The sequence below is a fragment of the Marinobacter sp. UBA3607 genome (genome assembly GCF_002375525.1).
GTDB classification, from domain to species: domain Bacteria; phylum Pseudomonadota; class Gammaproteobacteria; order Pseudomonadales; family Oleiphilaceae; genus Marinobacter; species Marinobacter vinifirmus.
Genome location: NZ_DFLY01000003.1, coordinates 85,234 through 105,275, shown reverse-complemented (window position 1 = coordinate 105,275; position 20,042 = coordinate 85,234). Strand labels below are relative to the sequence as shown.

The 20,042-nt window shown below is 57.6% G+C and carries 17 protein-coding genes and 1 tRNA gene; 13 read left to right on the top strand and 5 right to left on the bottom strand.

The annotated features are described in order from the left end of the window. Positions 1-21 precede the first annotated feature (21 nt). On the bottom strand, positions 22-996 hold the full coding sequence (locus tag B2589_RS00725) for an ABC transporter substrate-binding protein (RefSeq protein ID WP_022989182.1): 975 nt from the start codon (positions 994-996) through the stop codon (positions 22-24). Positions 997-1,280: 284 nt separating this feature from the next. Here B2589_RS00725 and B2589_RS00720 point away from each other — a divergent pair, with 284 nt between their 5' ends. Then, positions 1,281-2,948 carry an AMP-binding protein gene (locus B2589_RS00720; protein WP_199457315.1) on the top strand — a complete coding sequence of 556 codons (1,668 nt, stop codon included), beginning with the start codon at positions 1,281-1,283 and terminating at the stop codon, positions 2,946-2,948. A gap of 80 nt (positions 2,949-3,028) precedes the next feature. On the opposite strand, the gene B2589_RS00715 is transcribed toward B2589_RS00720, so the two are convergent. Then, positions 3,029-4,717, bottom strand: a complete 1,689-nt coding sequence (locus B2589_RS00715) for an ABC transporter permease (protein ID WP_022989184.1) — start codon at positions 4,715-4,717, stop codon at positions 3,029-3,031. 174 nt (positions 4,718-4,891) lie between these two features. Then, the gene (locus B2589_RS00710) at positions 4,892-5,905 is read right to left on the bottom strand and encodes a Fe(3+) ABC transporter substrate-binding protein (protein WP_058340517.1); all 1,014 of its coding nucleotides are present in this window, start codon (positions 5,903-5,905) and stop codon (positions 4,892-4,894) included. Positions 5,906-6,106: 201 nt separating this feature from the next. Between B2589_RS00710 and B2589_RS00705 the strand changes: the two genes are divergently transcribed. Both B2589_RS00705 and B2589_RS00700 read left to right on the top strand, forming a co-directional pair. After that, positions 6,107-6,709 (top strand): hypothetical protein, encoded by a 603-nt coding sequence (locus tag B2589_RS00705; RefSeq protein ID WP_022989186.1) that lies wholly within the window; start codon positions 6,107-6,109, stop codon positions 6,707-6,709. Positions 6,710-6,883: 174 nt separating this feature from the next. Continuing rightward, complete coding sequence (locus B2589_RS00700) at positions 6,884-8,191, top strand: HD-GYP domain-containing protein (protein WP_414673912.1); 1,308 nt, start codon at positions 6,884-6,886, stop codon at positions 8,189-8,191. Here B2589_RS00700 and B2589_RS00695 read toward each other — a convergent pair. Beyond that, positions 8,181-9,299: an organic solvent ABC transporter permease gene (locus B2589_RS00695; RefSeq protein WP_286815301.1), complete on the bottom strand. Its 1,119-nt coding sequence runs from the start codon at positions 9,297-9,299 to the stop codon at positions 8,181-8,183. The two genes, B2589_RS00700 and B2589_RS00695, sit on opposite strands and share 11 nt — an antisense overlap. 250 nt (positions 9,300-9,549) lie before the next feature. Here B2589_RS00695 and B2589_RS00690 point away from each other — a divergent pair, with 250 nt between their 5' ends. From B2589_RS00690 to queF, 3 genes are read left to right on the top strand one after another with little or no spacing between them, the layout of a single operon-like run. After that, positions 9,550-10,500 (top strand): ABC transporter ATP-binding protein, encoded by a 951-nt coding sequence (locus B2589_RS00690; RefSeq protein ID WP_286815300.1) that lies wholly within the window; start codon positions 9,550-9,552, stop codon positions 10,498-10,500. Next, complete coding sequence (locus B2589_RS00685; protein ID WP_022989190.1) at positions 10,497-11,270, top strand: ABC transporter permease; 774 nt, start codon at positions 10,497-10,499, stop codon at positions 11,268-11,270. Before B2589_RS00690 ends, B2589_RS00685 begins: the two co-directional genes overlap by 4 nt. Positions 11,271-11,288: 18 nt before the next feature. Beyond that, complete coding sequence (queF, locus tag B2589_RS00680; protein WP_022989191.1) at positions 11,289-12,107, top strand: NADPH-dependent 7-cyano-7-deazaguanine reductase QueF; 819 nt, start codon at positions 11,289-11,291, stop codon at positions 12,105-12,107. Between the two features lie 9 nt (positions 12,108-12,116). Here queF and B2589_RS00675 read toward each other — a convergent pair whose 3' ends face one another. Continuing rightward, complete coding sequence (locus B2589_RS00675) at positions 12,117-13,559, bottom strand: adenylate/guanylate cyclase domain-containing protein (protein WP_286815299.1); 1,443 nt, start codon at positions 13,557-13,559, stop codon at positions 12,117-12,119. 153 nt (positions 13,560-13,712) lie between these two features. Between B2589_RS00675 and B2589_RS00670 the strand changes: the two genes are divergently transcribed. From B2589_RS00670 to secF, 7 genes are all read left to right on the top strand, one after another. Then, a complete protein-coding gene (locus B2589_RS00670) occupies positions 13,713-14,294 on the top strand; it encodes a nitroreductase family protein (RefSeq protein WP_286815298.1) in 582 nt (193 codons plus the stop codon). 48 nt (positions 14,295-14,342) lie between these two features. After that, positions 14,343-14,429 (top strand) — tRNA-Leu (locus B2589_RS00665). Positions 14,430-14,470: 41 nt separating this feature from the next. After that, the gene (gene queA, locus B2589_RS00660) at positions 14,471-15,571 is read left to right on the top strand and encodes a tRNA preQ1(34) S-adenosylmethionine ribosyltransferase-isomerase QueA (protein WP_286815297.1); all 1,101 of its coding nucleotides are present in this window, start codon (positions 14,471-14,473) and stop codon (positions 15,569-15,571) included. Between the two features lie 14 nt (positions 15,572-15,585). Beyond that, complete coding sequence (gene tgt, locus B2589_RS00655; protein WP_036219564.1) at positions 15,586-16,707, top strand: tRNA guanosine(34) transglycosylase Tgt; 1,122 nt, start codon at positions 15,586-15,588, stop codon at positions 16,705-16,707. A 99-nt stretch (positions 16,708-16,806) separates the two neighbouring features. After that, on the top strand, positions 16,807-17,112 hold the full coding sequence (gene yajC, locus B2589_RS00650; protein WP_227498326.1) for a preprotein translocase subunit YajC: 306 nt from the start codon (positions 16,807-16,809) through the stop codon (positions 17,110-17,112). A gap of 89 nt (positions 17,113-17,201) precedes the next feature. Continuing rightward, a complete protein-coding gene (gene secD, locus B2589_RS00645) occupies positions 17,202-19,076 on the top strand; it encodes a protein translocase subunit SecD (RefSeq protein ID WP_058340525.1) in 1,875 nt (624 codons plus the stop codon). After that, positions 19,069-20,022 (top strand): protein translocase subunit SecF, encoded by a 954-nt coding sequence (gene secF / locus B2589_RS00640; protein WP_058340526.1) that lies wholly within the window; start codon positions 19,069-19,071, stop codon positions 20,020-20,022. Before secD ends, secF begins: the two co-directional genes overlap by 8 nt. The last annotated feature ends 20 nt before the right edge of the window (positions 20,023-20,042 follow it).

The following is a 20,042-nucleotide window of genomic DNA, read 5'->3' as shown; positions in this document are numbered from 1 at the left end:
TCCGCCCGTGTTGGTCAGGCGTTACTTGTCGTTCTTGACGACTTTTACTGCTTCCTGGATGAGGTCTTCAGACAGGGTAATGCCCATGCGCTCACCAGCTTCAGGATTCACATACAGGTCCAGCTCTTCCATGATTTCCACCGGCATGTCTGCGGTGCTGGCACCTTCAAGTACGCGGGCTACCATGGCGCCGGTCTGGCGGCCGTGGTTGTAGTAGTTGAAGCCCAGGGCTGCAACCGCACCGCGCTCTACGGTAGCGGTGTCGGCGGCAAAGACCGGGATCTTGGCGCGCTCGCCTACGGAAATAACCGCTTCAGCTGCACTGATAACGGTGTTGTCGGTGGTCAGGTAGATGGCATCGGCCTTGCCAACCAGGGAGCGGGCAGCGCCCAGTACTTCGGAAGTCTTGGTGGCAGCGCCTTTAACAAGCTCCAGTCCACGGGCACTCAGGCGCTCTTCCAGCAGTTCGACCAGGGCAGCAGCGTTGGCTTCACCAGGGTTGTATACGGTACCGATACGCTTGGCATCCGGCATTACACGCTGGAGCATATCCAGGTGCTTTTCGATCGGCAGCATGTCGCTTACGCCGGTGATGTTAGCGCCAGGTGCTTCCCAGCTCTTAACCAGCTTGGCGGCAACCGGGTCGGTTACGGCGGAGAAGACAACGGGAATTTCCCGGGCGGCTGCGGCAACTGTCTGGGCTGACGGTGTGGCAATGGCCACGATGACGTCCGGGCTTTCACCCACAAACTTGCGTGCGATCTGGGACGCGATAGCCGAGTTGCCCTGGGCACTTTCGTGCATGAGACGCAGGTTTTCACCTTCACGGTAACCACGTTCGGCCAGCTCGTCGACCACGCCCTGATGGGCGGCATCCAGTGCCGGGTGTTCAACAATCTGGGTGATGGCAACTACACGAGTGTCTTCTGCCTGAACCAGGCTTGCAGCGGCGAGCAGCGACGCGCCGATCAGCGTACGCAGAGTTTTCTTGGCCATATGCCGATCTCCGGGTCTTTTGCAGGTTTCCCCTTGGAACGGGGTGGAAAATTTTCAAAGTTCGCAAGTATACCACAGGGTTGCGGGGTTCGGGGTAGCGATTGCGATGAACTTTATCGGTTGTTTTTCCTCAATGTATTGAACTGCAGATAATTTTGCATTCATCACGTTTTGACGAGTGAAGGTGTGTTCAAATAGGCTACTAAAGTCGTAATGGCTATTCAGGCCACGGATAACACTAAAAACGCAACTCTGAAAACTATAAAGACAAAGCAGGAAGGTCCATGGACACAGCAAAGAAACTTCCCCTGGAAATGGTTTACCACCGGGAGGCCACAATGGCGGACTCCCTCTATATGACCCAGCCCATCGGCGATGGCAAGGTGGTGCAATACACCTGGGGCCGGGCGGTAGACGAAGCCCGCCGGATGGCATCGTACCTGAAGTCTCTTAACCTGCCGGAAAAAAGCCGTATCGGCCTGATTTCCAAGAACTGTGCCCAATGGGTGATGACCGACTGGGCAATCTGGATGGCCGGCCATATCTCCGTGCCACTGTATCCCACCCTGAATGCCGATACCGTCAACTACATCCTCGACCATGCCGGGTGTGAAGTCCTGTTTGTAGGCAAGCTGGACGACTGGGACATGATGAAGCCCGGCGTGCCGGATTCCGTGCGCTGCATTTCCTACCCCCTCAGCCCGCCCAATGATTTTGAAACCTGGGACGATATCGTTGCCAAGTATCCGCCGCTGGAGGGCAAGACCGAGCGTGAGCCCGAAGAGCTGGCCACCATTGTTTACACTTCCGGCAGTACCGGCCGGCCAAAAGGTGTGATGCTGAGTTTCAATAACATGGCCTTTGCTGCCGCCGGTGGCATCGAAACCCTGGGCGTGGGCCCGGGTGAGCGGATGTTGTCTTACCTGCCGCTTGCCCACGTGTTCGAGCGGACCTTTGTGGAGCTTGGCTCACTGTACGCCGGGTTCGAGCTGTATTTTGCCGAGTCACTGGATACCTTTGTCCAGGACCTGCAGCGTGCACAGCCGACCCTGTTCCTGTCTGTACCCCGCCTGTGGGTGAAGTTCCAGCATGGCGTGCTGCAGAAGGTGCCGAAGCAGAAGCTCGAGCGTTTGCTGAAGATCCCCGTGGTCAGCAAGCTGATCAAGAAAAAAGTGCTCAAGGGGCTGGGACTCGACAAGGTCAAGCTGGCAGGCTCCGGTTCGGCGCCGCTGTCCAACGATGTGCTCGACTGGTACCGCAACCTCGGGCTGGAGCTGCTGGAAGGCTACGGCATGTCCGAGAACTTTGCCTACTCCCACATGAACAAGCCCGGCCGTACCCGGACCGGTTATGTTGGCGAGGCGCTGCCCGGCGTTGAAGTTAGAATCAGCGAGCAGGGCGAGGTGCTGGTGAAGAGCCCGGCCACCATGATGGGCTATTACAAGGACGAGGAGAAAACCCGGGAAACCTTCACCGAGGACGGCTTCCTGAAAACCGGTGACAAGGGCGAAATCGACGAAATGGGTCGTCTCAAGCTGACCGGCCGCATCAAGGAGATCTTCAAAACCAGCAAAGGCAAGTACATTGCCCCGGCACCGATCGAGAACCGCCTGATGGCTCACGATGCCATTGAGATGGTGTGCGTTTCTGGTGCCAACCAGACCCAGCCCCATGCGCTGGTGCTGCTGGGCGAGGAAATCCGTCCTCAGATGGCCGACGCCGGTTTCCGGAAGGAAATCGAGGAAAGCTTCAAGAAGCTGATTGCCGACGTGAACAAGACGGTGGATCCCCACGAGCAGCTGGCGTTCATCACGGTTGTCAGCGATGAATGGTCCATCGAGAACAGCTTCCTGACACCCACGCTGAAGCTCAAGCGTAACGTGGTGGAGGATGCCTACCAGACGAAGGTGGATAACTGGTATGCCCAGAAGCAGCCGGTGATCTGGCAGTAACGGCTGCAGGATTGATGGTGAACGACAAAGGCCCGGCATATTGCCGGGCCTTTGTTTTTTGCGCCAGTTGAAAGCGGGCTCTAAGCCATGGAGCGGGAATTGGAGATGGAGCGGTTCATCAGAATAATCGGGATGATACCGGCCAGCACAATGATCAGCGCGGGCAGTGCGCTATGGTACAGCTGCTCGTCAGACGCAAACTGATACACGTAAGTGGCCAGGGTCTCATAGTTGAAAGGCCGCAGTATCAGCGTTGCCGGCAGCTCCTTCATGCAGTCCACGAAGACCACCAGTGCCGCCGTAATCAGTGTACCCCTGAGCATCGGCAGGTGGACTTTCACAAGGGTTTTGCCGGGGCTGTGGCCCAGTGAACGGGACGCCATATCCATGCTTGGGGTTACTTTCTGCAGGGCGCTTTCCACGCTTCCGGCTGATACTGCCAGAAAGCGGACGGTGTAGGCGAAGATCAGGGCAAAGGCACTGCCGCTGAGCAGCAGGCCGGTACTGACTCCCAGGTAATCCCGCATCAGGGAATCCAGCCAGTTATCAAACCCGGCCAGGGGGACGATCACACCGACTGCCAATACGGCACCGGGCATGGCATACCCCAATGAGGAAAGGCGCATCAGCACCTGCATGCCACGGGTGTTGTGCAGCCGGCGGCTGTAGGCCAGGGTTACCCCGATTACCAGCGTGGTCAGGGCGGCCGAGCCGGACAGGAACAGGCTGTTCATGGTGTTGCGCAGGAAGTCGGGGTTCCAGCTTACATCGAAATATTCCCAGGCGTAGTAGCCGAGCGTTGCACCGGGAATGACAAAGCCCAGCACCAGTGGCACGGCGCATACCACTACGCAAATCATCTGGCGCGGGAAAGACATGGTGAACCGGTGCAGCGGCTCACGGTTGTCCCGGGCGGCAAACTGTTGCTGCCGGCGGCGGGAATAGCGTTCCAGCGTTACCAGCAGTACCACGAACATCAGCATGGTGGTGGCGATCTGCGCGGCTCCCCCCAGATTGCCCAGGTTCATCCAGGTATCGAACAGGCCTGCGGTGAGGGTTTGTACCGCAAAGAAGTCCACGGTGCCGAAGTCGTTCAGGGTTTCCATCAACACCAGCGACAAGCCTACGGCGATGGCCGGGCGCGCAATGGGCAACACTACCTTGAAAAAGGTGCTCAGGGCAGAATGGCCAAGGCTGCGGCTGACCGCAAACAGTGATGGGGACTGTTCAAGAAACGCGGCGCGGCCGAGCAGGTACACGTAGGGGTACAGTACCAGCCCGATCATGATGGTCGCGCCGCCCAGGCTGCGTATTTCCGGAAACCAGTAGTCGGCGGCGCTTTGCCAGCCAAACCAGTCCCGCAGGGCAATCTGAACCGGGCCCGCGTAATCCAGCAGGCTGGTATACACATAGGCGATCACGTAGGCGGGCACCGCAAAGGGCAGCATCAGCGCCCATTCGAAAAATTTACGGCCGGGAAATTCGCACATGGTGACGGCCCAGGCCGTTGCCAGCCCGATGGCCAGTGTTATTACGCCCACACCGATCATCAGCTTGATGGTAGTCACCAGGTAGCGGGGCAGGGTGGTTTCCAGGAGGTGCGGCCATATGTTCTCTTCCGGGAACAGGGCCAGGACAATCACCGACAGAACGGGTAAGGCTACGATGGCAGTGGTGACCAGTGCGCTGATCATCCATCGTTTGGAGGTTCGTTTGGCCAGCAATGGTTGCGATAGACCCGGATTGGCGCTGGTAACGACCTCTGTCATGAGTGATCCGTTCTGATAGTGGTGATGAGAAGTGTTCCGATTTTAGATACTGAGCATGCTCCCTGCAATGATGCGGGTCATTTCCTTTTGTCCTGCTAAAAGAAAAGGTGCCCCGGAACCCTCCGGAGCACCTTTCGAGTCAGCTATAAAAGCTATCGATCAGTTACTGATGGATCAGCCGTCGTAATCCACGGTGTCGACCAGTTTTACTGCAGCGTTCCGGTTGTTGGCAATCTCCTGGAGAGACAGGCCATCAGGGTTGATCTCACCCCATTCAGCCACCAGTCCGGTGGGCTTCACCTCCGGGTTAGCCGGGTACTCGGTGTTTGCCTCGGCGTAGATACGCTGGGCGCTCGGCGATGACAGGAACTCCATCAGTTTGATGGCGTTGTCCTTGTTGGGAGCGCTCTTGGTCAGGGAGATACCGCTGATATTAACGTGGGTGCCGCGGCCTTCAGCGTTCGGGAATACCAGGTTCACCTGTTCGGCAATCGGGCGCTGGTTTTCATCCATCAGCATGTTGCCATAGTAGTAGCTGTTACCAATGGCTACGTCACATACGCCTTCGGCGATGGCTTTGATCTGGTCGCGGTCGCCACCTTGCGGTTTGCGGGCCAGGTTCTCTTTAACGCCTTCCAGCCATTCCCGGGTGGCTTCCTCTCCATGGTGGGCAATCATCGAAGAAATCAGGGCGATGTTGTACGGGTGCTTGCCACTGCGGGTACAGATGCGGCCTTCCCACTTGTCATCGGCCAGGTCTTCATAGCTGGCGATTTCACCGGCTTCCACGCGCTCTTTGGAGGTGAAAATCAGGCGACCACGGGTAGTCAGTGCATACCACTTGCCTTCCGGGTGGCGCAGGTTTTCCGGAATGTTCTTGTTCAGCGTGTCTGACTCAACACCGGCAACCAGGTCTTTCTCGACCAGCTCGTTAATGCGGGAGATATCGACCGTCATTACGATATCTGCCGGGCTGTTGCGGCCTTCACGCTCCAGGCGCTCTGCAAGGCCCTGCTTGGCGAAAACCACGTTGGTTTTGACGCCGGTTTCGTCAGTAAAGGCATTCAACAGAGGTTCAAGCAGGTAAGCCTGGCGGTAAGAATAGATATTCACTTCGCCGTCTGCAGAAGCGGTCAGGGGCAGGGCCGTCAGGGCGATGGCAGCGGTAGCGGCAAGTTTCATTCGCATAGTTTCGTTCCTTTGGACTTTGAGCCTGTATGGAGATGAATCTTACAAGCAACTATAAACGTCAACCATTCTCATTACTATCAGCATCGGAGTCAATAACCCTTTTGGAATAAGTTGGTGCCGCAGAATGATGAGTAGTACGTAGATAAAAAAGGCAGGCCGTTGATAATGGAGTCAGTCAAGCAAGGAAGGTTTTTACTGATGAAATGCCCGTCGATCGCCCGAAGTGTTGTGATTTTTGGACTGCCACTCCTGCCCCTGCTCGGTTTGTCGGGGTGTGCCAGTTATTACACTCACTACGCCATGTTTCCAGCGGAGAATTCGGCCGGCGAAAGCCGCCAGGTAAGGGTGCACTGGGATAGCGCCGACTATCCTGACTGGTGGTTGCTGTCTGACAAGTCCACCACCATGAAGGTGGAAACGGAGTGCAGCGAGCGGGTCTGGCGGCTGGCTGATGACAGTCATGACCAGGCAGGGGAGTGCGGAGATGGCATCCGGGCCTGTGCAGATCCGGCCCGGGACACTGTGGCGGGTTCAGGCCAGCCGGCATCCGGCGCCACCGCGTGTATGACAGTTTCCTCCCCGGACGGAGCCGGGCGCATTGCGGAGCTGGGCGGCCGGTTTTCTTTGCGGGTTTCCTGTGAGCCTGTGCAGCGGCAAATAGTACGGGGTGACGAAGAAGTTAACGTCGATTACATCCGCTCCTCAGCGGTGGCTTATACCGTGTTCGCGAGGCGGGTACCCAGAGGCTCTTTGAGTGCGCGCTTGCCGGCCTTTGATGAATCGCTGTGTAAGGAGGAGTGATCAGCCAGGTGTAACCTGTGATGGCTGTCCCGCTGATACAGTTTGTTGCACAAAGATAAACTGCGTTACCTGAGGGCGATGTACAGTGACGGTTGGCTACTAAATTAAAGTGACGTTTTTTTGTGCAAGTGACAAACTGTAAAATAGTGTCAAAAGCTTGAGCCGAGGTGCGTGGTGGGCGTAAGTCAGAGAAAAATAATGGTCCATGACCTCGAGATCGGCATGTTTGTGTCGGATCTCGATCGTCCATGGCACCAGACGCCATTCCCCATTCAGGGGTTCTACATTCGTTCCCAGAGTGATATCCGGGCCCTGCATTCCCATTGCAAGTGGGTCAAGGTAGACGTTGCCGAAGCGCGGCAGAAGGTTGACCAGGAAGAGGGCAATGTCCGTCTGTTCAGCCAGCGGGCTTCCGGGCGGGGTAATGGCCGGAACGAGCTGAAACTGCCGCCACTGAGTATCCGCGAGCCGGTCAGCCACCAGGTTACGGTACCTCTGCGTAAAGAAATAAAGGCTTCGCGGGAACTTCTCGACGATGGCGAGGCGGCTCTTCAGAAGGTTTTTAATGCTATTCGCTCCGCCAAGGCCCCTGATTTGCGGCCGGTAGCCAATCTCACCCGCAAGATGGTCGCCAGTGTCGTTCGTCAGCCCAGTGCTCTGCTGTGGCTCAGCCGCACCCGCCACTATGATGATTTTCTTTACCAGCACGCCCTGAATACAGCGGTGTGGGCGTTGGTTTGTGGCCGTCAACTGGGCTTGAATGAAGGTTTGCTCAACCACCTGGCGATGGGCTGCCTGTTGTCCCAGGTAGGCAAGACTGCGCTGCCCAAAGACCTGGTTGAGCGTGAGCAACAGCTTTCCGCGGAAGAGTACGCGCAATACCGCAGTTATATCGAACGTGGTGCGGCGCTTTTGGAAAACTCGGGGCTGTCCCGGGCGGTGATGACGGTGGTTCAGAACCATCGAGAGCGCCATAACGGTTCCGGTTTCCCTCAAGGGCTGAAAGGCGACAGAATTCCGTTGCTGGCCAAGGTCGCCGGTATTGCCGAGTTTTTCGAATCGCTGATTACGCCCCGCGAAACCCGCGATTCACTGACGCCGGCGAAAGCGGTGTCGATGCTTTACGAAATGCGTAACATCGAGTTTCAGGATGACCTGGTCGAGGCCTTCATCAAGGCAATCGGGGTTTACCCCACCGGCAGCCTGGTGGAGCTGTCAGACGGGCAGCGGGGCATTGTGATTTCCCATTCGCCGGAACGGCGGCTGTGGCCCAGTGTCATGGTGATGCAGGATGCCGGTCGCCAGTCCCGTAAAACGGCAAAGATTATCGACCTGGCCAGCTATAACGAATCGAAATCCGGAGAGGCGATGCTGTCTGTTAAAGAGTGCTTGCCCCATGGTGCGGAAGGGCTGGACCCGGCCGGCTATGATGTGACCGGAGCCGAGTCCCGCTGGTCGCTGGGCAAGCTGCTCAGTCGATAATTACCCGGATATCCTTGGTAATCCACCGGTAGGTGTCTTCGGGCCTGAAGTTGATCCGGATGTCGGATTCACCACCGGTGTCGCCCGCCACATAGTACTCTACTTCCGCCGTCTGCCAGCTCCAGGAGTGCACCGCGATATCATTCGGTCGGGTGCTGACTGCCTCGATTTCGGCTAACGCCGCCTCGCCACCGATTTTTCGGATTCCGATGGTTTTGATGCCAGTGTCGCTGGCGGGATGACTGGCAAGGTAGTCTTTCAGGAAGTAACGGCGGCCGTAATGGTTGGAAATGCTCGCCAGCTCCCGCTCAAGGTAGTTTTCAGCCTGCTCACTGTCGACATCTTCCAGGGTTCTGACGGCTTCGCGGATTCGGTCGGCCAGGGATTGCACGTCTTCTTTATAAACGGTGTTCGGGTCCAGGTCCTCGTCGTTTTCAGGGCGGGACGGTGCCGCCTCAATCTCTTGCGGGCTGGGCGGCGCGCCACAGAGGCGGTCACCCTCAGGGTAGAAGCAGATACTTTGCAGAATGCGGTTCGCTGGCGAATCTGCCGCGGAAAAATCCTGGGCGCTCACGGTGAAATCCAGGGTGTCGGGGATATCCGGATCGTTAATGGCTGCATTCAGCTGCTCGATCACCCGCGGGCGAATGTCGATGCCTTCGCCTTCGCTCACGTTGCCGGACCAGTCCAGCGCCAGCAGGAACCGTGTGCGGTTTTGCAGCTCGGTGTTGTTCGGGAGCAATCTGGCTTCCACCGGCCGGTGATCTTTCAGGCCCCGATCGTTCACGCTGGCGGTTTTCAAGGCTTCCCGCAGTTCCGGCTGAAAATCCAGGAAGCTGACAAAATCCTGTGCCGGAACGTTATCGATGATCGGTAACTTGCCCACTTTCAGTGACAGGGTTTCACCGGGATAGTAGCGGAACTCGCCGGCTTCGTTGGTTTCACCGCTCTGGCTGTTGGTGGTGTAGGTCAGTCCGCTGAGGCCTTGGTAATTGATTCGCCCGATGCGGGTGTCGTCAGAGCCGGAGCCGCCGCTGTCCAGGCAGCCGGTGCAAACCACGGCAGCGGAAAGTGGAAGAAACAGGCGGGTAAGGTGAACGAGTTTCATGGTATGTCGTACAATCCCTTCGCGTTGACCTGATGCACCCGATGCCTGGTGACAGGTGTCTTGTAAGTTGTTGTAACGGCATTATAGGGACGGTGCCTGGAGTATATCGGGAATCCTGTCGCAGTTTGGGGGTTTGGCCTGCTGGCCGGTTTGTAATCCGCGGCCTTGAAATACCGCCTTTTGCCACAATTCAATAGCTCTCTACTTTTTAGCCTGGCTTGCCAGGTAAATTTCGGAAACGGTACGGTTTATGACCTTTGCACTCGAAATCGAAGGGCTGGAGAAAAGCTACGGCGATGGCTTCCGGGCCCTGAAGGGAATCGATCTGAAAGTCAGGGAAGGGGACTTTTTCGCCCTGCTGGGCCCCAATGGTGCCGGCAAATCCACGACCCTGGGCATAGTGTCGTCCCTGGTGAACAAGAGTGGCGGCAAGGTGAGGGTGTTTGGCCACGATATCGATACGGATCTCTCGGGCGCCAAGCTGAACCTTGGTGTGGTGCCACAGGAGTTCAACTTCAACCAGTTCGAGAAAGTCATTGATATCGTCACTACCCAGGCCGGGTATTACGGCATTCCCCTGAAGCAGGCCAGGGCTTCTGCCGAAAAATACCTGCGCAAGCTTGGTTTGTGGGACAAGCGTGACACCCCGTCCCGCATGCTGTCCGGCGGTATGAAGCGGCGCCTGATGATTGCCCGGGCGCTGGTGCATGAACCCAGGTTGCTGATTCTTGACGAGCCGACCGCCGGTGTCGACATCGAATTACGGCGCTCTATGTGGCAGTTCCTGGAAGAGATGAACCGCCAGGGCACCACCATTATCCTGACCACCCATTACCTCGAAGAGGCGGAAGCCCTGTGCCGTAACATCGCCATTATCGACCACGGCGAGATTATCCGGCACACCAGCAAGCGGGAACTGCTGCAGCAGCTGAACGTGGAAACCTTTGTTCTGGATACAGAACAATTGATGGATTCCGCGCCGGAACTGGACGGCTTCCGTAGCAGTCTTAACGAAGACGGCGCCCTGGAAGTCGATGTGGAGAAAGGTCAGAGCCTGAACTCCCTGTTTGTCGAACTGGAACGTCAAGGAATCAAAGTGGTGAGTATGCGTACCAAGGCCAACCGGCTGGAGGAGCTGTTTGTGCGAATGGTCGAAGACAATGCCCGGGCAGCCGAAAACGGTGCGGGGGTGAAAGCATGACCATTCAGGCCCTCTGGATCGCCTTCCAGACCATTGTCCTGCGGGAAATCCGCCGCTTCACGCGCATCTGGCCGCAGACGCTGTTGCCGCCGGCGGTCACCATGACCCTGTACTTCATCATCTTCGGTAACCTGATTGGTTCCCGGATCGGCGACATGGGCGGCTACGACTATATGCAGTTCATCGTGCCCGGTCTGATCATGATGGCGGTGATCACCAACTCCTACGCTAACGTGGTGTCGTCGTTCTTTTCGATGAAGTTCCAGCGCAGCATCGAGGAGTTGCTGGTGTCGCCGGTACCCAACTGGACGATTCTGGCAGGTTATGTGGCGGGTGGTATGGCCCGGGGCCTGAGTATCGGACTGATTGTCACCCTCTTGTCCCTGGCGTTTACCCAGCTGTCTATCCACAACCTGCCCATGGTGGTGATTACGGTGTTCCTGACCTCGGCACTGTTCTCCCTTGGTGGCTTTATCAATGCCATGCTGGCTACCAAGTTTGATGACATCTCCATTGTGCCGACGTTCGTGCTCACGCCGCTGACCTATCTCGGTGGTGTTTTCTACAGCATCGACCTGCTGCCGGCGTTCTGGCAGGGGGCGTCGATGATCAACCCGATCCTGTACATGGTGAACGGGTTCCGCTACGGCATACTGGGTGTTTCGGACGTTAATCCGTTCATCTCCCTTGGTATGATTGTCGTCTTTATTGTCCTGTTGGCTGCCGTTGCACTGCGCATGCTGGCCCGGGGCAAAGGCATCCGTCACTGATCGGGGAATCTTTACGACATGGCATTGCATAACGCTCCGCTGGGTAAATCCAGCGAATACCCGGATCAGTACGATCCTTCGCTACTGTTTCCGGTCGCACGGGAAGAGAATCGGCGTCGCATCGGCCTGGAAGACGGTCGCTGGCCCTGGTTCGGGGAAGATCTCTGGCAAGCCTGGGAAATCTCCTGGCTTCGGCCTGGTGGCGTGCCGGCGGTCGCCTGGGCGGAGATCCGCTTTCCTGCCGCGTCACCGTCCATCATCGAAAGCAAGTCGCTCAAGCTGTACCTGAATTCCCTCAACCAGGCCGTGTTCTCCACCGTCGAACAGGTGGCGGAAACCATTACCGCTGACCTGTCCAGTGCCTGTGGAGCGTCTGTGGATGTGCGTCTGCTCAGTGTGGATGAGTCGGCACCGGCTATCGGGCGCCCGGAAGGTTATGAGCTGATTGATGACGAGCCGGTAGATGATGTGGTGTACGAGTACTCGGCGGAGTCCCTGGCGGTGTCCGGTGAGCAGGTCAGCGAGCAGCTGTGTTCGCACCTGCTGAAAAGCAACTGCCCGGTCACCGGCCAGCCGGACTGGGCAACGGTGCTGATCCGCTATCAGGGCAAGAAGATAGATCGATCCGGCCTGTTGCGCTACATCGTCAGCTTTCGCCAGAAGCAGGACTTTCACGAGCACTGCGTGGAAACGGTGTTTACAGACCTGATGGCCCGCTGCAAACCGGAACACCTGACGGTGTGTGCACGCTATACCCGCAGGGGTGGGCTGGATATCAATCCGTGGCGCAGCACCAGCCCTGAGCAGGGTCCGGGGCCGCGGCTGGTACGGCAGTAAAGGCGGGGGTTATTCGCTGTCTTCCTCGATGCGCAGCCGGTCGGCGGCGTCTTCGAGGGCGGCCAGTATGGCCTTGCGCTCTCTCTCGGTAATCTTTTCCGAATCCATATACATGGCAAATCCGCTGTGCTCGTGTTCCATGAAGCTGCGGTGCGGGCCCATGTCCCGGCGGAAGTCCACCACTTCATAGATCGGCACCGGCTTGGCAAAGCCTTTTACCGTGATCTCGCCCTTGTCGCGGCACATGATGCGATCTTTCACCAGCGAGAAGGTTTCATAGGAAATCAGGATTTCGCCAGAATCCGCCAGGGACTCCAAGCGGCTGGCGAGGTTCACTTCCTTGCCGATAATGGTGTAGTCCATACGGTTTTCGGCGCCGAAGTTGCCCACAGTGGTGTAGCCGGTGCTGATGCCCATGCGGATCTGTAACGGTGTCTTGATGCCCTGGCTTCGCCACTTCTGGCGCATGATCTTCATGTGCTTGCGCATCTCGATGGCCATGGACACGCAGGCAAAGGCATCTTCTCTCTGGCCCCGGCTGGTGGGGTCACCGAAAAAGACCATGATGGAATCGCCAACGAACTTGTCGATGGTGCCGCCGTATTTCAGGGCCACTTCCGACATTTCGTTGAAGTAATGGTTGAGCAGTTCGGTCAGCGCTTCCGGCTCCATTTCTTCGGAGAGTTCGGTAAAGCCCTTAATGTCCGAGAAGAAAATAGCGAGCTTCTTGCGCTGGGTTTCAAGCCGGACATCCCGCTCGCCGGTAAAGATGGATTGCCAGACCTGGGGCGACAGGTATTTGGAAAGCTTGTGCGACAGGGCAATGGATTGCTCCCGCTGGTTCTGGATCTGGGTTTTGGCCAGGAGCAGGGCGCGGGCTTGCTGGTGGGAATAGTACGCGGTAACGCAAATGTAGGTGCCGGTTGCCAACACCGAGATCAGGCTGGTCAGCAGTGGCGACTGGAAGCTTTCGGCAACACCGAAGCTGGCAACCGACACAGCCGTGGCCGCGCCCATCAACAAGGTGCCTACCAGCCATTGGCGTGTGCCACCAACAATCAGGCAGCTGAACATCAGCATAAGCACGGTGGATACCGCAGGAATGGCGACTAATCCGATCATTCCGATAAAGCCACCGCCGATCACGCAATCCAGGAACAGCATTTTCTGCCGGATGCGGGGAGATCGTCTCAGAAAGGTGCGACGGGATATCAGGTGTGCGGCGTGGGGCCAGAGCATGGTGCCGGCGACCAGCCAAAGCATCCAGCCCGGGAAGATACCTTGCAGCACGCCGGCAATAATGATGGCAGTGTTGACGCCATACCCGAGAATCCGGCCGCTGTAATCCGGCATAGGCGGAATAGCCACGGTTTCGTGGCTTGAGAGGTCGCCATGCACAACTTTTCCGGCGGACCCGGTAGCGTTGCGTAATTCTGCCGGTGCGTTCATCATTTCAGAGCCTGGCCCCAAGCACAGATTCAGACACGGAGTTGCTAAAATTCTTTTGGTCGCTCATTGTGTGCTGCCGGTTTTTTGTAGTTTTGAAGTGAGCTAACACTGAAGGTTAGCAGTATTACGTATAAGCCACAATTTTTACAGGTGTCTATGAGCTCTGTTACCCGCTTTCTGCTTGACCGTGCCTCCGAGCCCCGCCTGGAGGCCCCGGCTCCGCCCAAGGATGTTCTCGAGCAGGCTTTCCAGTGTGCAGCAAGGGCTCCGGACCATGCCTTGTTGCGGCCCTGGCGCTACCTGGTGATAGAGGGTGAGGCGCTGGAAGCCCTTGGCGAGCTGTTCGCCTCTGCGTGCCCGGAAACCGCCAGTGAGCAGGAAGTCGAAAAATCCCGTAAAGCACCGCTGAGGGCTCCGATGGTGATTGTCGGGATTGCCTCACCGCAACATCATCCCAAGGTACCGGAAGTAGAGCAGGTGATGTCTGCTGCCACCGGCATGGCATTTATCGGCCTGGCATTGCGCGATGCGGGTTACGGCGGCATGTGGCGCACCGGCCCGGTTACCTACCATGCACAGGTGCATCGTGGCCTTGGGCTGGCGGAAGGCGAATCGATAGTCGGTTTTCTGTATACGGGTACTGTGGTGCAGGAAAAGCCACACGTGCCGCGGCCGGAAACCCGTGAATTTGTTGAAAATTGGCAAGCGCCGGGGCAGCTTGCATCCTGGGATGAATGATCGGTTGCTTTCAGAATCAGGGTCAGTATAATCCTCCCACTCTCCGATGGCGGCGTGGTGAAATTGGTAGACACGACGGATTCAAAATCCGTTGGGGTAAAACCCGTGGCGGTTCGAGTCCGCCCGCCGCTACCACTTATTGGCCGCAACCTGCGGCGTCGTGAATAGCCCGGCCCATGAACGTCTCTGATTTCCACTTTGACCTGCCGGACGAGCTCATCGCCCGTTACCCGCTCAAACAACGCAGTGCATCCCGCTTACTGAATCTTGATGGCTCTACCGGCCATACCCGGCACCTTCGTTTTACTGACCTGCCTGATCTGCTTCAGCCTTGCGACCTTCTGGTGTTCAACAATACCCGTGTTATTCCAGCGCGCCTGTTCGGCCAGAAGGAAACCGGTGGCCGGGTAGAGGTGCTGGTTGAGCGAGTGGTCGGTGAACACGAAATCTTGGCCCACACCCGTTCTTCAAAGTCTCCCAAGCCGGGGCAGCGGGTGTTGCTTGAGGATGGTACGGCCCTGCGCATGACCGGCCGGGATGATGCCCTGTTCCGCTTTGTCTGCGAGAGCGAAGAACCCATTCTTGATGTGCTCGAGCGCATTGGCCACATGCCGTTGCCTCCTTATATGGAGCGGGATGATGATCAGTCAGACCGGGAGCGTTACCAGACTGTCTACGCCAGGGAGGCGGGTGCCGTGGCGGCGCCTACCGCCGGGCTTCACTTTGACGACGATCTGCTGGGGCTACTGAAAGAAAAGGGTGTTGAGTTTGCCTACGTCACCTTGCACGTAGGCGCCGGTACCTTTCAGCCGGTTCGGGTGGATAACGTCAAAGACCACGTGATGCACAGTGAGGTTGCCCACGTTCCCCAGGAAACGGTAGATGCCGTGAACCAGGCCCGCGCCAGGGGCGGTCGGGTAGTGGCGGTGGGCACCACCTCGGTACGGTCGCTGGAATCTGCCAGTCACAACGGCGTGCTGTCAGCCTTTCGGGGTGAAACCGATATCTTTATCTATCCCGGCTACCGTTTTCAGACGGTGGATGCGATGGTCACCAATTTCCATCTGCCGGAGTCCACGCTGATCATGCTTGTCAGTGCGTTTTCCGGCTATGAACATATTATGTCTGCTTATCGTGAGGCGGTTCAGGAGCGTTACCGGTTTTTCAGCTACGGTGATGCCATGTTCCTGACCGGCCAGCAGCCAAGCCTTGGGCGCCAGGCTGCGTCTGGCCAAGCCGATACTGATCAACCGGAATCCCGTGGAGAATCCCTGTGAGTAATTCCTGTTTCATGAGCTTCGAGAAACTTGGAGAAGATGGCAAGGCCCGGCGTGGCCGCCTGACCTTCCCCAGGGGAACGGTCGAGACGCCGGCGTTCATGCCGGTGGGCACCTACGGTACCGTCAAGGGCATGCTGCCCCGGGACATCAAGGAAATCGGTGCAGAAATCATTCTGGGCAACACTTTCCACCTGATGCTCCGGCCGGGTACGGAAGTGGTCAAGGCCCATGGTGACCTGCACGACTTCACCCAGTGGCAGGGGCCGATCCTCACGGACTCCGGCGGTTTCCAGGTATTCAGTCTGGGCGAAATGCGCAAGATCACCGAGCAGGGCGTAACCTTCCGTTCACCGGTGGATGGCTCGAAGGTGGAGTTGTCGCCGGAGATTGCCATTGGCGTGCAGCGGGACCTGGGATCCGATATCGTCATGATTTTTGACGAGTGTACGCCGTATCCTGCCACCGAGAAGCAGGCGAAGGAATCCATGGAGTTGTCCCTGCGCTGGGCAGAAAGAAGCAAGAATGCCCATGAGGGTAATCCTGCGGCACTGTTCGGAATCGTTCAGGGCGGCATGTATGAATCCCTGCGGGACCGCTCGCTGGAAGGGCTGACCAATATCGGGTTTGACGGCTATGCCATTGGTGGCCTGTCGGTAGGGGAGCCGAAGGAAGACATGATCCGCATTCTGGATCATCTGCCGCCCAAGATGCCGGAAGACAAGCCCCGCTACCTGATGGGTGTGGGTCGCCCGGAAGATATTGTTGAGGCCGTGCGCCGCGGTGTCGATATGTTCGACTGTGTAATGCCCACCCGGAATGCCCGTAACGGTTACCTGTTCACCTCAACCGGCATCGTGAAGATTCGCAATGCCAGGAACCGGCACGACACCGGGCCCCTGGATGAACGGTGTGACTGTTACACCTGCCAGAATTTCTCGAAGAGTTACCTGCACCATCTGGACAAGTGTGGTGAAATGCTGGGCTCCCAGCTCAATACCATCCACAATCTGCGCTTTTACCAGAACCTGATGAGCGGATTGCGTGGCGCCATTGAAGCAGGTACATTGTCCGACTTTGTAAGCGAATTCTATGCCTTACGCGGCGAAAGTGTGCCGCCGCTGGGCGATTCCTGATCAAGTTTTACACCTAGACAAGTCAATAAACGGAGAACCTGAATGAAATCAATCAAACTGCTCATCGCCGGTCTGCTGTCTCTGATGCCTGCATTGGCCATGGCTCAGGATCCGGGCGCCCAGGGTATGAGCGTGATGGGTCAGATCATCTTCTTCGCAGGCTTTATCCTGATCTTTTACTTCCTGATCTGGCGCCCGCAGTCCAAGCGTGCAAAAGAGCACAAAGCTCTGATGTCCGGCCTGAACAAGGGTGACGAAGTTGTCACTTCCGGCGGCGTAGCCGGTCGCATTACCAAGGTTGCGGACGACTTCATCGTTCTGGAAGTGTCCGATAACGTAGAAATCAAGGTTCAGAAAGTAGCTGTAGCAGCCGCCCTGCCGAAGGGTACGCTGAAGGATATCTGAGCTGGTCAGGCGCCGGCGCCCTGTGGCGCCGGCTGATTCATACTGGCTGACACACCAAGACCGACGACCAGTCGGCTCAAAGGGATCCCATGCTGAACAAGTATCCTCTCTGGAAAAATCTGGTGATCGTGTTTGCACTGGTCATCGGGTTTATTTACGCCTTACCCAATTTTTTCCCCGACGACTACGCCATCCAGATCACCGGCGCCCGTGGTAGCACCGAGGTAGACCAGCGTGTGCTCGACCGCGCACTTGGCGAACTCGAAAGCCGCGGTATCGAAGTCAAATCCAGCCTCCTCGAAGAGCGGGACGCCCTGATTCGCCTGACCAGTTCCGATGACCAGTTGCGGGCGAGGCCGGCAGTGCAGGCGGCCCTGGGTCGGGAATACCTGGTGGCCCTGAACATGGCTCCGTCGACTCCCGGTTGGCTGCAGAGTCTGGGCGCCGGCCCCATGAAGCTGGGCCTGGATCTCCGTGGCGGTGTTCACTTCCTGCTGGAAGTGGATATGGAGACGGCGGTTAACCAGCGCCTTGAGGCCCTGTCCGGCCAGATCAAGCGCGATATGCGTGAAGAGCGCATCCGCTACCGGGGCGGTGATGTGGGCGAGAACCGCAACATCATCCTGAGTTTCCGCGATTCGGAGACCCGGGCGGAAGCATTCACGCTGATTCGTGACAACTACAACGAATTCCTGCTCGACGAGAGCACCGAGGGTGGTGAATTCCTGATTTCGCTCGCCCTTTCTGAAGCCGAAGTTCGTAATATCCAGGAATACGCCCTGGAGCAGAACCTGACCACTATCCGTAACCGGGTAAACGAACTGGGTGTTGCCGAGCCGCTGGTACAGCGCCAGGGCGCGAGCCGAATTATTGTGGAGCTGCCGGGCGTGCAGGATACGGCACAGGCCAAGCGGGTTCTGGGGGCTACGGCCAACCTGGAATTCCGGATGGAAGCCCGCCAGGACACCGCCTCTGCCGAAACCGAGCAGTTCAGCTTCCGGGATGAGCCTAATCGTTCAGCCCGCCTGGAGCGGGACGTTATTGCGACTGGTAATAACGTGGCAAATGCCCAGCAGGCGTTCGACGAGAACGGCCAGCCGCAGGTTAACATCACCATGGATTCCGTGGGTGGTGACCTGATGAACCGCGCTACCCGCAACAACATCGGTCGCCGCATGGCGGTGCTGTTTATTGAGTACCGTACCGAGACCGAAACCCGCGAAGTCGATGGCGAGATTGTCGAGACCGACAAGCGCGTAGTAGAGAAGGGCTTGATCAGCCTGGCAACGGTGCAGTCTGCCCTGGGCAGCAGCTTCCGTATCACCGGCCTGGATTCCATTCCCGAAGCCGCGGAACTCGCGCTGTTGCTGCGTGCCGGTGCACTGGCTGCGCCGATGTACTTTGTGCAGGAGCGGACCATCGGGCCAAGCCTGGGTCAGAAGAACATCGATGCCGGCCTGATGTCGGTAATGATCGGTTTTGCCCTGGTCCTGATCTACATGGCGTTCTTCTATCGTGGCTTCGGCATGATGGCCAACGTGGCGCTGACCCTCAACCTGATGTTGCTGGTGGCGTGTATGTCGATACTTTCGGCCACCCTGACGCTGCCGGGTATTGCCGGTATCGTTCTGACAGTGGGTATGGCCGTCGATGCCAATGTGCTTATCTTTGAGCGCATAAAGGAAGAGCTGAAATCGGGCGTGCCGCCGCAAAGCGCGATCAACTCCGGTTACAGTCGCGCCTTCGTATCCATTTTCGATGCCAACATCACCACGCTGCTGGTGGCGGTGATTCTGTTCGCCATGGGCTCCGGCCCGGTCAAGGGCTTCGCCGTTACCCTGTGTATCGGTATCCTGACCTCCATGTTTACCGGCCTGATGGTCGGGCGCAGCATGGTGAACCTGGTGTATGGCGGCCGCAGGGTCGAGAAACTTTCGATCGGAGGGAAGCTGGCCAATGGCTGATACCGAAAAGCAACCGTTTGACTTCATGGGCTTCCGAAAGATTGCTTCGGTGCTCTCTATCGCTCTGGTAATTGCGTCTATTGCGTTGCTGGGCATTCGCGGCCTCAATCTCGGCATGGACTTTACCGGCGGCACCTCCGTCGAATTCGAATATGCCGAGGCTCCAAGCCTTGATGAAATCCGTACCCAGCTGACGGAAGCCGGCTACGAGCAGTTCTCGGTTCAGAACTTCGGAGCCGACACCATCGTGCTGATCCGCATGGCGGAAGCAGGTAACGATGAGCTGGCGAGCGAGGTGACCGAGGTGCTGTCACGCACGGGTGCCGAGCTGGAGCTGGTGAGTTCCGAGTTTGTCGGCTCCCAGGTGGGTGACGAGCTGAAAGAGGATAGTGGTTTGGGGCTGCTGATTGCGCTGGCCGTAGTACTGATCTACGTCGGTATGCGTTTCCAGTTCAAGTTCGGTATCGCCTCGGTGATTCCGCTGGCCCACGATGTGTTGATTGTGCTGGGTGTGTTTGCCCTGTTCCAGTGGACCTTTGACCTGACCGTTCTGGCAGCCTTGCTGGCCATTATCGGTTACTCCCTGAACGACACCATCGTCGTGGCGGACCGTATCCGGGAGAATTTCCGGAAAATGCGGGTAGGGGAGCCGTGGGATATCATCAACCAGTCCATCCACGAGACCATCACTCGTACGATTAACACCTCCGGCACGACGCTGGTGGTGCTGATTGCGCTCTATTTCCTCGGTGGTGAGGCGATCAACAACTTCGCCCTGGCTCTGATGATCGGTGTGGTTGTGGGTACCTATTCCTCCATCTATGTGTCTGCGAACATGCTGATGGTGATGGGTGTAACCCGCGAAGACCTGATGGTGCCTGCAAAGGAAGGTGCCGGAGACGAGGCGGAGGAAGAGCAGCCGCCCGAGTGGTTGAATCGCATGTAATGCATGCCTGCCGGGCCCTT

What these genes read in the sequence shown, in the direction of transcription:
- B2589_RS00725 (WP_022989182.1), bottom strand. Translation starts at nt 996, where the DNA reads ATGGCCAAGAAAACTCTGCGTACGCTGATCGGCGCGTCGCTGCTCGCC.
- B2589_RS00720 (WP_199457315.1), top strand. Translation starts at nt 1,281, where the DNA reads ATGGACACAGCAAAGAAACTTCCCCTGGAAATGGTTTACCACCGGGAG.
- B2589_RS00715 (WP_022989184.1), bottom strand. Translation starts at nt 4,717, where the DNA reads ATGACAGAGGTCGTTACCAGCGCCAATCCGGGTCTATCGCAACCATTG.
- B2589_RS00710 (WP_058340517.1), bottom strand. Translation starts at nt 5,905, where the DNA reads ATGCGAATGAAACTTGCCGCTACCGCTGCCATCGCCCTGACGGCCCTG.
- B2589_RS00705 (WP_022989186.1), top strand. Translation starts at nt 6,107, where the DNA reads ATGAAATGCCCGTCGATCGCCCGAAGTGTTGTGATTTTTGGACTGCCA.
- B2589_RS00695 (WP_286815301.1), bottom strand. Translation starts at nt 9,299, where the DNA reads ATGAAACTCGTTCACCTTACCCGCCTGTTTCTTCCACTTTCCGCTGCC.
- B2589_RS00690 (WP_286815300.1), top strand. Translation starts at nt 9,550, where the DNA reads ATGACCTTTGCACTCGAAATCGAAGGGCTGGAGAAAAGCTACGGCGAT.
- B2589_RS00685 (WP_022989190.1), top strand. Translation starts at nt 10,497, where the DNA reads ATGACCATTCAGGCCCTCTGGATCGCCTTCCAGACCATTGTCCTGCGG.
- queF (WP_022989191.1), top strand. Translation starts at nt 11,289, where the DNA reads ATGGCATTGCATAACGCTCCGCTGGGTAAATCCAGCGAATACCCGGAT.
- B2589_RS00675 (WP_286815299.1), bottom strand. Translation starts at nt 13,559, where the DNA reads ATGATGAACGCACCGGCAGAATTACGCAACGCTACCGGGTCCGCCGGA.
- B2589_RS00670 (WP_286815298.1), top strand. Translation starts at nt 13,713, where the DNA reads ATGAGCTCTGTTACCCGCTTTCTGCTTGACCGTGCCTCCGAGCCCCGC.
- queA (WP_286815297.1), top strand. Translation starts at nt 14,471, where the DNA reads ATGAACGTCTCTGATTTCCACTTTGACCTGCCGGACGAGCTCATCGCC.
- tgt (WP_036219564.1), top strand. Translation starts at nt 15,586, where the DNA reads ATGAGCTTCGAGAAACTTGGAGAAGATGGCAAGGCCCGGCGTGGCCGC.
- yajC (WP_227498326.1), top strand. Translation starts at nt 16,807, where the DNA reads ATGGCTCAGGATCCGGGCGCCCAGGGTATGAGCGTGATGGGTCAGATC.
- secD (WP_058340525.1), top strand. Translation starts at nt 17,202, where the DNA reads ATGCTGAACAAGTATCCTCTCTGGAAAAATCTGGTGATCGTGTTTGCA.
- secF (WP_058340526.1), top strand. Translation starts at nt 19,069, where the DNA reads ATGGCTGATACCGAAAAGCAACCGTTTGACTTCATGGGCTTCCGAAAG.